Origin of the sequence: Vibrio kyushuensis (assembly GCF_050337325.1) — a bacterium.
GTDB lineage: Bacteria > Pseudomonadota > Gammaproteobacteria > Enterobacterales > Vibrionaceae > Vibrio > Vibrio kyushuensis.
Genome location: NZ_JAKJSV010000002.1, coordinates 1,018,825 through 1,033,353 on the forward strand (window position 1 = coordinate 1,018,825; position 14,529 = coordinate 1,033,353).

Here is a 14,529-nt window from a genome sequence, read left to right on the forward strand (position 1 = left end):
AAGTTCACGTGTTTTTTGTGTCAATTTACACACACCTGTACTGTAAATAATGTTAGCATCCGACCTCTTGTAAATAACCGTGCTTTCATTGGAGCAATTTAGATGTGGTTTCTTATTGTTCTTTTTTCGGCTCTACACGTGGGCTCGATTAATAGTCGATTTAAATGGTTGTTTTATATATCAAAGCCTATACCAATCATCTTATTGATCGGGACGATTTTATGGTCAGGTTCGATAGTGTTGCCTTACGTGCAACTTATTATATTAGGATTATTTCTATCTGTTATTGGTGATGTTTTTCTTATGCATCCCAGTGATAAGTTTTTACCCGGTTTAAAGTTTTTTCTTATCGCTCACATTTGTTATCTCGCCGCTTTTACCGGACAGATAACAACGTCTATTTCGCCTTGGCCAATTATCGTTTTATCAATACTCGGTGTGCTGGTTTACAAGTTTATATACAACCGCCTCGAAGACATTAAAATCCCCGTTGCCATATACATCTTGATAATCCTTTGTATGGCATGGGCTGCTATCGAATATAGAAGTGGTGGGTATAGTCAATCTGCTGCGTTTGCCTTTACAGGTTCAATTCTATTTTTACTGTCAGACTTTGTCTTAGCTGTCGACCGTTTCAGGGCTCCCTCTTTTCTAACAAGGCAAGTAGTCATGATCACGTACTACAGTGCGCAAGCCTTCATCGCTTTATCCGCTCTCACGTTCATTTAATTCCCTATAACAGCTAGCATATAAATGGCTCCTCTTTTGAGTAAATATGCATTCCGACTCATACAATTATAAGTTCATTTGTCATCAGTTTTTCCTAACAAAACCCACTTTAGCGAACTGACCACCGACTCTGTTACACTAGCGAACAAATAACGCGTCAAATAGCACTTTACAAAGAATAAATTAAAGCTATCATCCTGACGCAAACGTTTACCTAACTATTAATAGTCCTGTTCCGAGGGTTTTATGCTGTCAGATATCGAAATTTGTCGTGAGACAAAACTACAATCAATTACTACTGTAGCTCAGTCTATGGGCTTGCTCGATGATGAGTTCCAATCACAAGGTAAATACAAAGCAAAGGTATCCCTTTCCAGCGTAAAGCGTTTAACAAATGAGCAAATCGGTAAACTGGTATTGGTTACCGCTATAACCCCAACTCCGTTAGGAGAAGGCAAGACCGTAACGACCATCGGCTTGTCTCAGGGTCTGAAGAAGTTAGATCAATCCGTTGTTGCATGTATCCGTCAGCCTTCTATGGGTCCTGTTTTTGGTGTGAAAGGTGGCGCTGCTGGTGGTGGTTATTCTCAAGTAGCCCCAATGGACGAACTCAACCTTCACTTAACCGGTGACATTCATGCGGTAACAGCGGCACATAACCTTGCCGCGGCCGCCATTGATGCTCGTATCTATCATGAACAACGCAAAGGCTACAACGACTTTGAAGACCGCACCGGATTGACTGCGTTAAAAATAGATTCAAAGAACGTCGTTTGGAAACGTGTACTAGACCATAATGACCGCGCTCTTCGCATGGTAACGGTTGGTAAAAATGAGACCAATAAAACCATCAATGGGTTCGAGCGAGAGGATGGATTCGACATATCGGCCGCGTCAGAACTTATGGCCATTTTAGCGCTAGCAACTGATCTTAAAGATTTGCGTGCACGTATTGGGCGTATTGTCGTCGCTTACAACATTTATGGTGACCCTGTCACTGCGGAAGACCTACAAGTAGCAGGCGCAATGGCAGTTAGCATGAAAGATGCAATAGAGCCGACCCTAATGCAGACACTAGAAGGTGTTCCAACGCTTATTCACGCAGGACCATTCGCCAATATTGCTCACGGTAACTCATCAATCATTGCTGATAATATCGCCAATAAGTTAGCTAAATACACCGTTACCGAAGGTGGTTTTGGATCTGATATGGGCTTTGAAAAAGCCTGTAATATTAAAGCTCAGGCGTCAGGAAAAGCACCAGATTGCGCAGTTATCGTCGCGACGCTTCGTGGATTAAAAGCCAACTCAGGTCATTATGATTTAAAACCTGGGCAAGCCATTCCTGATTCAATATTTGATGCTGATTCAGACGCATTGATAGCCGGATTCGATAACCTAAAATGGCACATCAATAACGTCAACAAATACGGTGTTCCAGCCGTTGTTGCTATCAATCGCTTCCCTCAAGATTGTAACAACGAGCTATTGCAACTAAAAGAGATGGTAGAAGCACTGCCAAACAACGTAGAAGTTGAAATAAGCGAAGGCTTTTCTTTGGGTGGCAAAGGGACAGTAGCACTCGCAGAAAAAGTCATGAAACAATGTGAAAATAGTGTTGTATTCACTCCGTTATATAAATTAGACCAGTCGTTAGAAGAGAAACTTATGGCCGTCGCTGAAGTTGGCTACGGTGCGAAAGGCGTAACAATGAGCTATAAAGCAACTCAACAACTGGCACAGTTTAAAAAAGATGGATACGATAACTTAGCCGTATGCTTAGCTAAATCACCACTCTCAATCTCTACTGACGGATCTGTAAAAGGTGCACCTAGTGGGTTCGATGTGCCAATTCGCGAGCTAAAGCTATGTGCTGGTGCAGGTTTTGTTTACGCACTATGCGGTAACGTAATGACCATGCCCGGTTTACCAGATAAACCTGCGTTCATGAACCTTGATCTAGATGACGAAGGAAATATCATCGGGTTAAGCTGATCGAACATGCTTAAAACAAACAAGCGAGGCAAGTAGCCTCGCTTTTTTTCGCTCTGTATTCATATCATCAATCATGACTTTGAAATTTTTCCCATTCATTCCTGTTCTAATCTATAGACAACTTATTTGGGGAATCAATATGCGCAAACGCTCTCTCTTTACAATTTTTATCGCTGCAATGAGTGTACTTGTGGTTTCTTCGCTTATACCGGTTGAATCATCAACTAAAGCGACTAGTGAACAGAATAATCAATCTGGACACATTGAAATTGCGACACTGGCTGGCGGTTGTTTTTGGTGTACAGAATCAGATTTAGAAGCTTTAGACGGCGTAATTGATGTCGTGTCGGGCTACTCTGGAGGAAGCTTAGAAAACCCTACCTATAAAGAAGTTTCTTCAGGGAAGACAAAACACATAGAGGCCATTTCAGTTACCTATGATGCTTCACGTGTTAGCTACGAAGAAGTTCTCGATCAACTTCTACGCCATATCGACCCTACCGATAACAAAGGTTCATTTGTTGATCGAGGCCCTCACTATCGCCCTGCTATCTTTTTCCATAATGACGAACAAAAAGTGATTGCGGAACAGTTTTTACAACAAGTCGAGACTCTAGGGATATACAACAAACCTTTGAAAGTTGAGTTGATTGAATTTGATTCTTTCTGGCCAGCAGAAGATTATCATCAAGATTATTACAAACGAAATACAGTGCGATATAAGTACTATCGGTACAACTCAGGTAGAGACCAATACCTAGACAAGATCTTTGGTGAAGAGCGAATTGATATGCCTGTTACCCTCCGAACTATGATAGACGATCAAGCACGTTTGGCGACATTGAAGGCTTACAATAAACCGAGTGACAAACAAATCAAGGCTCAATTAACCGAACTCGAATATTACGTCACACAAGAAGAAGGCACAGAACGAGCATTTCAAAATAAGTACTGGGATAATAAACAAGCTGGTATATACGTTGATGTCGTGACTGGAGAACCGCTTTTTTCGTCAACTGACAAGTACAAATCGGGCACAGGCTGGCCAAGCTTTACTCGCCCAATTAACGACGGATACATTGAAGAACACGCTGACAATAGTTTACTTTACTCTCGAACCGAAGTCAGAAGTCGATTTGCCGACTCACATCTAGGCCATTTGTTTGAAGATGGGCCCGCACCAACTGGATTACGCTACTGTATTAATTCAGCAGCACTTCGATTCGTACCAGTAGACCAAATGAGCACAGAAGGCTATGAAGAGTATCTGTATTTATTTAATGGCTAACAACACGCTATCAAATTTCAGTAGCGAACGACTGCTAGTTATACAAAGAAAAAGTTAAACAGAGTAAAAACAAAAAGCCGAACACCATTAACTTACACAATGGCTGTTCGGCTTTTTACATAATCACATCGTTTTAATAAATAGTCCGGCTATTAAGTTAAATTAAACCGTCGTTTCTCCATAAAAGTGATTCTTGGCAAACTGTCGATAGCCCGAGATATCGGCATGGCTCTGCTTACGGATGTTGTTTGCTTTTTCAAGCAGCTCTGCCCCGGTTTCTATCGCTTCATCAAAACTAACGTAAGGGTTTGGTATCGCAGATAGTAGCAACTTTGTATAGGGGTGCTGCGGATTGTCTATCACACTGCCAGTGTCGCCATACTCAACGATTTGTCCCTGATACATAATCGCGATATCTTCAGCAAAGTACCTAGCGGTGGCAATATCATGGGTAATGTACAAAAACGTATAACCTTGTTCGTCTTTTAAGCGCTTTAGTAAGTCCAGCACATCAAGTCGAATAGATACATCAAGCATAGAGGTCGGTTCATCTGCGAGAATGACTTCTGCACCTACTGCTATTGCTCGTGCAATTGACACACGCTGACGCTGTCCCCCTGATAGCTGGTGAGGAAACTTCATAACTGTAACATCCGGATCTAACTCAACCATTCTTAGTAGCTCATCGACCTTTACTTTCGCTTCCTTATGATTCTTTACGTATTTATGAGTAAGTAAAGGGCGAGCAATGTGATGATAAATAGTATGAGCGGGATTCAACGATCCAAACGGGTCTTGGAAGATCATTTGTATCTGTTTTCGATACGCGACTAAATCTTTACGCGTTTCAATATCACTAATATTTTGGCCTTTAAAGAAAACGTCTCCACTAGTGTGATCATGCATTTTGGTCAGTAGGCGCGCAACGGTGCTTTTTCCCGACCCACTTTCGCCAACCAAAGCCATGGCTCGGCCTTTATTTAAGTTGAAGCTAATGCCGCGTAACGCTTTCACTTCTTTTTTCTTTACGCCTTTACCAGTATGGAACGTCTTACTCATATTATTGACTGAGATAATGGTCTCACCGTGTTCAAAAGTGCTCATGCTAACGATTCCTCCAGTTGCTCTTTTCTAATGTGATCTTCAAACGCAGCTGGAATAGAATTCCAAAGTTTTTGGGTATAAGCATGTTTTGGGTTATGTAAGATATCGCGTGCGCTTGCTACTTCCACCAGCTCCCCCTTTAACATCACTCCAATACGGTCACACAACTGAGTCATTAAGCTTAAATCGTGGGTAATGAACAAAACAGAAAAACCGAGTTTTTTTCGTAACGCATGGATTTGCATTAAGATCTCTCGCTGAACAACGACATCAAGCGCCGTCGTCGGTTCGTCCATTATTAGCAGGTCAGGGTTTAACGCTATTGCGATAGCTATCACGATTCGTTGGCGCATGCCTCCAGAAAATTGATGGGGGTAATCAGAAAGACGCTCTGGAGCAATCCCTACCCTTTCCAAAAGCTCTCCAGCTTTCTCAGCCGACTCTGCTTTGTTATAACCTCGGTGTTTGTAGAACATGTCTCGAAATTGTTCTTCAACAGTTATAACAGGGTTTAGGCTATTCATTGCGCTTTGAAAAACCATGCTCACTTTATTCCAGCGAAGAGCCGTGATCTGCTTAGCACTCATTTTCAAAGTATCTTCACCGTTTAGTAGAACTTCACCCTGTGAAATATAAGCCGGTGGCTGCAACAAACGACTAACCGCAAATGCGATGGTACTTTTTCCGCACCCAGACTCACCAGCTAAACCAAATATTTCGCCTTTCTTTATTGAAAAACTCACATTGTTTACTGCTGTAAATTCACTATCTTCAAGTAAGTAGTCAACACTAAGGTTATTGATCTCTAATGTGTTATCCATATACAGACTCCTTCTTAGCCAACTCTTCTTCTGGTTTCTTCGCAAGCCTTCTGCGCTCTTTAATCAGTTTTATCCGTTGGTTAAATTTCTTCATTCCTGAGAAAGTTCGTAATCGTGGATTTGAAATTTCATCTATACCAAAGTTCAGTAACGCTAAGCCCATCCCCAATATTGCAATCGCAACACAAGGCACCATTACTTCCCACCAGGCCCCTACTATCAAGGCAGAAGAGTTTTGCGCATTGTAAAGCATAGTTCCCCAGCTCACCGACAGAGGATCGCCCAGACCAAGGAACTCAATGGTTGCCTGCGTAATGATGGTAAAAATAATAGAGCCTAAAAAATTGAGACCAATAATCGATGCTAAATTCGGTAAGATCTCAACAAAGATGATACGTCTTGCAGGCTCACCCGCTAACTCACTTGCATGAATAAACTCTTTATTTCGCAGCGATAGCGTTTGAGCACGTGTAACCCTCGCCCCCCAAGCCCAGCTGGTCATGCCGATGATTAGTGCAATGGTAAACGGACTCACTTCTCCGATAAATGCGGCCAAAACCAACAGCAAGGGTAATTGGGGAACCACGAGTGCAATATTGGTAACAAGGTTTACTATTTCATCAAACTTGCCACCAAAGTAACCCGCAGATACTCCTAATGCGGTACCAATTAATACAATGATAATTCCCGCACTAAATCCAACCGCTAAAGAGGTCGACGTTCCTTGTATAAACTGATGGTAAACGTCACGACCCATTCGAGTTGTACCCATCACATTTTCAGCACTCGGCGCTTGGTGTGGTCGAGCAACTCGTTTGTTTGCATCGTGGCTAGTTAACACAGGTGCCGCTAATGCAATCAGTATATAAAACAGAACAATGAACAGGCCGACAGCAACTTTCTTATTGCGACCCAGTAATTTTAAAAATTCCTTCATATCAAATTCCTATTAGTCACGGCGCAGACGAGGGTCAAGATAAACATATGCCATATCGGCAACAAAATTAGCGCTTAGCATTGCAATCGTCATGATCAGCAACTGACCTTGAATGACGGGATAATCACGCGCAACAATCGCTTCAAATAGAGTATTGCCAAGCCCTGGATAGTTAAAGACGACTTCAGTAATCAGTGAACCGCCCATTACAACACCCACTGTCATAGCAAATGCGGTAATAGATGGAAGCAGTGCGTTACGAGCACCATAATTAAACATGACGCGGTTCTCAGACAAACCTTTCGCGCGCCCCATAACAATGTAATCTTCTCCCAAAATGTTGATCAGATTATTTCGAATGGTCAGCAGATAACCACCAATTTGAACGATAACTAAAGAGATGATCGGCATCGTCGCATGTTCAATCACGCTAGAGATGTATTCCCACGTAAACATCGGATCAAGTTCTATGTCGTAAGCGTATGAGAATGGAAGCCAATTCAGCGCCACGCCAAAAATGAACATAAAAGTTAACGCTAAAACGACCGCTGGTATTGACTGTAGAACCAACGACAATGGTGACAATATCGTATCGACCCAACTGCCTCGATACCAAGCCGCAATAATCCCGGAAATAGACCCGATAAAGAAACTAATTAACGTTGACGTGCCTACTAAGAATAGAGTCCAAATCATTGAACGTGCGATCACTTCGTTCACTTGAAGTGGGTAAAACTGTACGGAAAGTCCTAAATCCCAAGTAAAGACACTTTTCATATACGTGACGTACTGCAAATACAATGGTCCATCAACAAAGCCAAAAGTTTGTTTCAGTGATTCTAAACTCTCTACAGGTAAAGGGTTACCTTGCGAGGCGAACATGACCATTATTGGATCGCCGGGCATTAATCTTGGTAAAAAGAAATTAAATGTAGCCGCAAAGAAAAAAGCTATTACATAGAATACGAGGCGGCGAAGCACAAAATCCATATCTCACTCCTTTTGAGTTGAGCTTATAGTTATTTATTTGAGAATAAGGGCTGCAGCTACCAGCCCTTTATAGATTGATAAAAGAAGAGTTATGATTTCGGCTTGATACTTAGTAGGTGCAATAGACGCTCTGGAACACCAGGGTGTACTTGTGGACGAGCTACAGGGTTATCAGCACTAAAGAAACCTTCAAAACGTGTTTCGTTGTACTGGTACCATGTTGGATTGTTAAAGACAGGTACGAACGGCATATTTTCCGCAACGATTAACTGAATGTCATCCATCACTTCTTTCTGTTTCGTCTGGTCTATGCTCTGATAAAAGCTATCAAGAAGTGCATCTAAAGCAGGCTGACTAAAACGAGTAACAGCGAAACGTGATTGACCTTGTTGCTCGCTACTAAACGCGGAGTTGTACATGTAATGAGGAGTTGCTCCCTGATAGTAAGAGTTAATCGCGGCATCGTAGCTTCCATCAATAAGTGCAGCTGTCCAAGCTGGTGCTTCTGGTGTTCGAACTTTTGCATTGATACCCAATTCTTGAAGGCCATCACCCGCGATTTGAACCGTATTTACCCAGTCAGTCCAACCATTGGGAACGATAATGTTAAATTCAATTTTCGAACCATCTGGATTATTGATATAGCCATCACCATCGCTGTCAACGAAACCATTTTGTTTTAGTAGTGCTTGGGCTGACTTAATGTTGTATTTGGAAAACTGACCGTATTTCTTGTCAACGGTGTCGTTGTTCCAAGAGTGGTAAGTCGCGCCAAGGCCCGACGGATATTCATTTATTGTCGGGTAGCCATATCCGGCAATTTCAACCATGGCTTCGCGATCCATAGCCATAGACATCGCACGGCGGAACTCTACATTATTAAACGCTTGACGATTTCCTTCATGCTGGCTTTCTAAGTTAAAATTGAAAGCTACCATTGACCCTGCAGGGAACCAATATTTGTGGTTGTTTTTATCACGAGCGACGTAAGTTTTATCAATATCTGGTAAGAATGAACCGAACCAATCCAACTCCCCTTTCTGAGCCGCGGCTAATACTTGGTCATTGTTAGCCAGTTGAGGTAAGCGCAAGCAATCAACCGCTAAATTGTCTTTGTCCCAGTAATGAGGGTTTCGACATTGAACATAGACGCGTGATGTAAAGCGCTCTATTTCTGTCATTGGTCCACTTCCAACAGGCTCTTCATTGGTAAACGAGACAGGATCAGAAACATCTTTCCACACATGCTCCGGTACAATTGGAACTTGAACAATTTCAATTGCTGCACCGCCATCAGCCACTGGCAGGTTAAACTTAATCGTATGAGAATCAATTAACTCAATATCACTAATTCGCTGCCAGATCGCACGGCTATCAAGTGCCGCATTTTCTTTGACCATATTGAAGCTAAACAGTACATCTTGTGCACTTAACGCTTGACCATCTGACCATTTAACATCAGGACGAATCTTAAAGGTCACCGAGGTCAAATCTTCTGCGTATTCGAATGATTCAGCCAAACGATAATGTACTTCACCACCTTGCATAGAATTAAAAATGGCCAATGGCTCAAATACAAATTCGTTGGTTGTTGGTAAGAATGTGGTTTGGTTATATGGGTTGAAGTTTCGAACCCAAGATGTTCGAAGTCTAGGTACAATATTCAGTACTGATTTTTCTGATGTAGCACCAGTGTCATTTGCAACCGCCGTCGTAGATACAAAAGCAGTGCTAGAAAGTATTGTAGCGATACTTGTAGCAAGAAGAACTTTTTTCATTAAATCATATCCTTGATTATTGTCGTTATTTGGAAACTCAATTATTGTTCCAACTCTAGTGCCTACCGCAGCAATAAAGCATGAAATCATTCAAGCATCTTCTTGGATATTCTGACAAAGTGCAATGTCGTAAATATACCGTCAAAAACGTAAAAATAGAAAATAAGCCTCTGTTTATTAAAGATATAATGACTTTTACTTAGAATGCCGTACAGTTCACATTTAGTGGCTACATACGGCATTCTCTATCAAAACTAAATGAGCACCTTTTCAACTCTAGCAACCAGCTCTGCGACATTAATCGTTTGATCAATGCGAGACTGCGCGGTTGAGTTAAGAGAGTTTTCAAGGCGCTGTAAGCTCTCTTCAGAGAGAGGACTTAATTTGGTTTGCCAAAGCGTCCAATCATTCACGTCACCGTGGCACGCAAGCACCAGATCGACCCCTGCTTGCTGTACGGCGTGGCAACGGTCCTCCAAAGGCCCTTCTAAGCTCTCCATGTACACACAATCCGATATTAAGCTGCCTTCAAAACCTATGCGTTGTTTGATTAACTCGTTGACTGTTTTTTTCGATATGCTGGCTGGTAGGTTATCAACCTGTGAGAAAACCACATGTGCAACCATTGCCATTGGCGCATTGTGCAACTCGCTAAATGGATGAAAATCAGTGCCATCTAGCTCTATGAGTTTGGTATCAATACAAGGGCGAGTTTTATGGCTATCCTCCGTGGCTCGGCCATGGCCTGGTATGTGTTTCAGCATAGGCATTACGCCTGCGTCCATATGCCCTTGTACATACGACTTGGCAAGTTCCGCGGTGTATTTAGGGTTGGTATGGAAACAGCGATTGGACATTACTGCATCAGCCTCGTCCATTAACAAATCAAGTACTGGACCACAGTTCGCGTTAAACCCAAGCTCAGCCATTTCTGTTGCCATCGAAATACTGGTTTCGTATGCTGATTTTTTTGCTTGTTCTAAGTCTTTGTCTGCTAGCGCTTTAAAATCACCATAAATAGGGTAAGTTTGCCACTCTTCGCCTTGTAAGTACTGAATGCGGCCACCTTCCTGATCTGTAGTGACCATAACTAGCTCTTCGTCAACGGCTTGCTTAAACTGGGCGATAACGTTTTTTAGTTGAGCTTTGCTAACAATGTTATCCCTTGTAATCATTAAGCCAAACGGTTTGTATTCGCCAAAGAATGCTAACTGTTCTGAGGTAAATTCCGTTCCTGGAAAACCAATAACAAGAGGTGAGCGAGATGTTCCTTTTTTCATGACTATTCCTAACTGATTGATTTGTTATCATCTTTAAATGGGGTGAGAACCAGTTCAAGAATTAGCACCGATATTAACGATATTTCTTTATTAATAGGCAACAGTCGTAAAAACTGAGGAAAAATATAATAAAGAAGAACACTCGACATGATGTCAATGAATGCCCTTAGGAATATGGGCCTCAGAAATAAATTATTACTGACCTTTCTTATCCTCTCTATCGCCCCGATGCTGCTTATCTCCAGTATTTTTTACGTTTCGTTTGTATCGAGCACTGAAGAGCAAGTTTACGATAACCTGCTGTCTGTCGCGCAATCTAAACAGGGCATGATCAATCAACATATGGACAGATTAAAGCAGCAAAGCACACACTACAGTGAGACGGACTTTGTAAAATATGCCATGAGCCGTTTTTACGGATTTCCATACGCATTTGGGCTTATTTCCGAAGATTCCCAATTCGCGGCGCAAGAGTTAAAGTCTCATCACTCTCGTTATGGTGACTTTAAAAAATTACCAGCCAAAGCATCTGGCGTAACGGGAAGCTATCAGCAAGTACACGACAGATTTGATACTGGTTTTTCTCAGTTCATCCAGAAAAGTGACTTTAGTGATCTTTATTTGATCGATGAATCGGGACTGGTTCTTTACAACTTTAATAAAGGCCACTATTTTGCTGCTGACCTTACCAGTGAGTCCTATCAAAAAAGCCCTTTAGGCATCGCGTTTACAAAAATGAGTCAGCAACTACGAGAGCATGACGGTGCTATCCACGGAAAAATCGATCCAGAGTTCAGTCTATTCCATGACTTTGCATTCGATGCAAATGAAGGCCAAATGGTTTCCTACATTATCAAGCCTTTGGAGCATCACTCCCAAGTAGCAGGGTATATAGCGTTCGCTCTTTCTAGTGATTCTATTGATAGTTTAATTCATCAACCCGTAAGACTTGGGGAACAATCTGAAGTCTACGTCATAAATCGCCAGCTAAACCCTATATCTAAGCTGATGCACGGTTCTGAGTTAATCGGAAATGTAGACCCGCGACTAATTCACCGTTATACCTTTGACACGCCTACAATCGAACAAGCGCTACATGGTTTTATAGGGGTTATGCCAGGAACAAATTACATCAATACACCGGTATTATCTGCCTATAGCTTTGTCGATATTGGTGATGTTCGTTGGGCTATTGTGGCTGAGCAGAGTCAGTTAGAAGCCCAAGCAAGGTCACTACGGTTTGGATATCATATATTGCTGATTGGGACTCTTTTCATATTAACGGTCGCGGCCTTTGTCTATTGGCTTTCTCGTTCATTAACGTACCCTCTTCAATCTTTGATGGCAGCAACTGAATCCATAACTTATGGCGGCGCGTTGCAGCCTATTTCAGGTAAACATAGGAAAGATGAAATAGGACGACTAGCCTCTCGCTTTGACGTTATGGCTAAAGCGGTTCGCCGTCAGCTCGATGTCATCAAAAATAAAAACGGACAACTTGAAGAACACGTTGATCTTATTAACGAACAGAATGTGGCACTTAGACAAGCAGACAAAATTAAAGATGAATTTTTGGCCAACACCTCTCATGAACTAAAAACCCCTCTTACCGGAGTCATTGGAATAACCGAGTCTTTATTACAAGGCGTTGCTGGTGCATTAAACGAGCATCAAGAGCAACAGTTGAGCATGGTAAAGAACAGTGCTCAACGTCTCGCGTATTTAGTGGATGATCTTCTTGATTTCCACAAAATCGAAAACAACCAATTAAGAGTTAGCCCTTCAGCAGTAGACGTAAATCGTTGCTCTGAAACCATCATCGCTATTACACAGCATATGGTTGGCGACAAACCCGTTAAATTAAGTCTAACCTTACCTGATACGCCGATGTTAGTCTTCGCAGACATCACCCGATTAGAGCAAGTTTTATATAACCTGCTTAACAATGCGATCAAATACACCGATGATGGAGAGGTCAATTTACTAATAAGCAATAATGAAAATAAGACAGTCACATTCTCTATAATTGATAGCGGCATTGGGATCACTGAATCCGAGCACTCGACTATTTTTGACCCTTTTGTACAAATAGATGGCAGCATTACTCGCATCCACAATGGAAGCGGATTAGGGCTAGCGATTGCTTTTCAACTCGTTAAGCTGATGGATGGTAAACTATCGCTAAAAAGTAAGGTTGGAGAAGGGAGTTGTTTTACCTTTACACTACCGCTCTTTGACCCAGAATTGGAGCATCACAAATCTGCTGTTGTAGAGCACTTAACACGTAGTAGTTTAGGCGATGACGGATACCCAAGACAAAATAACGCACCATATAACGCGGGTCTGCCATTATGTCAGATGAATAACTCGAATACAGATGGCTTTAAGGTCGTCGTCGTCGATGATGAAGTATCTAATTTACAGGTATTAAATAATCAACTGACCTACGCAGGATATGAAGTCACTTCATTTAGTGATGGAACTGAAGCTATTAATTACTTAAAAGAAAACTCAGCCGATATCGCTATCCTAGATGTGATGATGCCGCAAATCAGTGGATTCGAAGTCTGCCAAGAGTTGAAGAAACATAAAACTACACAAGCACTTCCAATCTTATTGCTTACTGCGAAATCTCAGACAAAAGATCTATTACAGGCGTTTGAGAGCGGTGCCGATGATTATTTAACAAAACCTTTTATGCAGCAGGAATTGCTGGCCCGAGTATCGCATTTACTCAAAGCCAACCAAGCGGACAAAAAACTCGAAGAGAATGAGCAATTAAAAATTGAAGTTGCCGAAAGAATTGAGTCGGAATCGAGTTTAATAAACGAACAAAGCCGTATGAAAAATATTTTAGAGCAGATCGACGATGCTCTTATTAGTATTAATGACTCTAATGAAATCACCTATACGAACGCATCAGCATTAGCATTAACGGGGAATACACTGCCACAACTTATAGGTTCGAATATACAGACGGTTTTGTCCAACAAAGCAGTGGCAGAATTAAAATTGGATGCCGAATTAAATACCGATTCACCCGATGGTGCGCCCAAAGCATCAACTATCGATATTCAGTCTTCCCTAGGGAGTATAACAACGGTACAGGCTCAAGTTTTGGTCACAAATAAAGAGCCAAACTTAGAACGTCACATTATTTTGAGCAAAAGAATGCCTTTGCCCTCCTCTAAGACTACAGAGCCTAAGATGAATTCGGAATCTGATTTTCGTAAAAATCTGGTTGTTCTAATGAATGACTCAATAGCGTTGTGGCAAGATGGTACTGGGCAGAGCAAAATACACTTAGCGGAGAAAAGTCGTATCTGGAGTGTTTACCTTGATCGAAGCTCGGCTCAAACTCGAACGATGGATAAGTACTTTTTAGAGCAGACTCTTCCTAAAAAACCAAGATGGCGAGATGTGGTTCGAACAGCAACTTATGTCATTCACCATGTAGATAAAGAAGTGTACCGACACAAAATCGCCCACCTTAACCATACAAGTAATCAGATTAAGGCCTACTTATCCGAGAAGTAATCAACCGAAAATGCTACTTCCAAGCACAAAAAAACCGAACTAAATATCAGTTCGGTTTTTCGTTTAAGTT

At 41.8% G+C, this 14,529-nt stretch carries 10 protein-coding genes; 4 read left to right on the forward strand and 6 right to left on the reverse strand.

What is annotated here, in order from left to right; all coding sequences use genetic code 11:
• Window positions 1-102 precede the first annotated feature (102 nt).
• From L4D20_RS04490 to msrB, 3 genes are all read left to right on the forward strand, one after another.
• Window positions 103-729, forward strand: coding sequence for a lysoplasmalogenase (locus L4D20_RS04490; RefSeq protein ID WP_428800347.1), 627 nt, complete (start codon window positions 103-105; stop codon window positions 727-729).
• A 246-nt stretch (window positions 730-975) separates the two neighbouring features.
• On the forward strand, window positions 976-2,724 hold the full coding sequence (locus L4D20_RS04495) for a formate--tetrahydrofolate ligase (protein ID WP_428800348.1): 1,749 nt from the start codon (window positions 976-978) through the stop codon (window positions 2,722-2,724).
• A gap of 139 nt (window positions 2,725-2,863) precedes the next feature.
• Complete coding sequence (gene msrB, locus L4D20_RS04500) at window positions 2,864-4,012, forward strand: peptide-methionine (R)-S-oxide reductase MsrB (protein ID WP_428800349.1); 1,149 nt, start codon at window positions 2,864-2,866, stop codon at window positions 4,010-4,012.
• Between the two features lie 162 nt (window positions 4,013-4,174).
• Here the strand turns inward: msrB and L4D20_RS04505 are convergent, their stop codons facing one another.
• From L4D20_RS04505 to nagZ, 6 genes are all read right to left on the reverse strand, one after another.
• Window positions 4,175-5,116 carry an ABC transporter ATP-binding protein gene (locus L4D20_RS04505; RefSeq protein ID WP_428800350.1) on the reverse strand — a complete coding sequence of 314 codons (942 nt, stop codon included), beginning with the start codon at window positions 5,114-5,116 and terminating at the stop codon, window positions 4,175-4,177.
• Window positions 5,113-5,937: an ABC transporter ATP-binding protein gene (locus tag L4D20_RS04510; protein ID WP_428800351.1), complete on the reverse strand. Its 825-nt coding sequence runs from the start codon at window positions 5,935-5,937 to the stop codon at window positions 5,113-5,115. The genes L4D20_RS04505 and L4D20_RS04510 overlap by 4 nt, the downstream gene beginning before the upstream one ends.
• Window positions 5,930-6,874: an ABC transporter permease gene (locus L4D20_RS04515; RefSeq protein ID WP_428800352.1), complete on the reverse strand. Its 945-nt coding sequence runs from the start codon at window positions 6,872-6,874 to the stop codon at window positions 5,930-5,932. Before L4D20_RS04515 ends, L4D20_RS04510 begins: the two co-directional genes overlap by 8 nt.
• A 12-nt stretch (window positions 6,875-6,886) precedes the next feature.
• A complete protein-coding gene (locus L4D20_RS04520) occupies window positions 6,887-7,864 on the reverse strand; it encodes an ABC transporter permease (RefSeq protein ID WP_428800353.1) in 978 nt (325 codons plus the stop codon).
• An 89-nt stretch (window positions 7,865-7,953) separates the two neighbouring features.
• Entirely contained in the window at window positions 7,954-9,642 is a 1,689-nt protein-coding gene (locus L4D20_RS04525; RefSeq protein ID WP_428800354.1) for an ABC transporter substrate-binding protein, read from the reverse strand.
• Between the two features lie 254 nt (window positions 9,643-9,896).
• Window positions 9,897-10,922, reverse strand: a complete 1,026-nt coding sequence (nagZ, locus tag L4D20_RS04530) for a beta-N-acetylhexosaminidase (protein ID WP_428800355.1) — start codon at window positions 10,920-10,922, stop codon at window positions 9,897-9,899.
• 147 nt (window positions 10,923-11,069) lie between these two features.
• Here nagZ and L4D20_RS04535 point away from each other — a divergent pair, with 147 nt between their 5' ends.
• The gene (locus L4D20_RS04535; protein ID WP_428800356.1) at window positions 11,070-14,459 is read left to right on the forward strand and encodes a hybrid sensor histidine kinase/response regulator; all 3,390 of its coding nucleotides are present in this window, start codon (window positions 11,070-11,072) and stop codon (window positions 14,457-14,459) included.
• The last annotated feature ends 70 nt before the right edge of the window (window positions 14,460-14,529 follow it).

Bases quoted from the DNA above. Each gene is read 5' to 3' on its own strand.
- L4D20_RS04490 (WP_428800347.1), top strand. From the start codon at position 103: ATGTGGTTTCTTATTGTTCTTTTTTCGGCTCTACACGTGGGCTCGATT.
- L4D20_RS04495 (WP_428800348.1), top strand. From the start codon at position 976: ATGCTGTCAGATATCGAAATTTGTCGTGAGACAAAACTACAATCAATT.
- msrB (WP_428800349.1), top strand. From the start codon at position 2,864: ATGCGCAAACGCTCTCTCTTTACAATTTTTATCGCTGCAATGAGTGTA.
- L4D20_RS04505 (WP_428800350.1), bottom strand. From the start codon at position 5,116: ATGAGCACTTTTGAACACGGTGAGACCATTATCTCAGTCAATAATATG.
- L4D20_RS04510 (WP_428800351.1), bottom strand. From the start codon at position 5,937: ATGGATAACACATTAGAGATCAATAACCTTAGTGTTGACTACTTACTT.
- L4D20_RS04515 (WP_428800352.1), bottom strand. From the start codon at position 6,874: ATGAAGGAATTTTTAAAATTACTGGGTCGCAATAAGAAAGTTGCTGTC.
- L4D20_RS04520 (WP_428800353.1), bottom strand. From the start codon at position 7,864: ATGGATTTTGTGCTTCGCCGCCTCGTATTCTATGTAATAGCTTTTTTC.
- L4D20_RS04525 (WP_428800354.1), bottom strand. From the start codon at position 9,642: ATGAAAAAAGTTCTTCTTGCTACAAGTATCGCTACAATACTTTCTAGC.
- nagZ (WP_428800355.1), bottom strand. From the start codon at position 10,922: ATGAAAAAAGGAACATCTCGCTCACCTCTTGTTATTGGTTTTCCAGGA.
- L4D20_RS04535 (WP_428800356.1), top strand. From the start codon at position 11,070: ATGATGTCAATGAATGCCCTTAGGAATATGGGCCTCAGAAATAAATTA.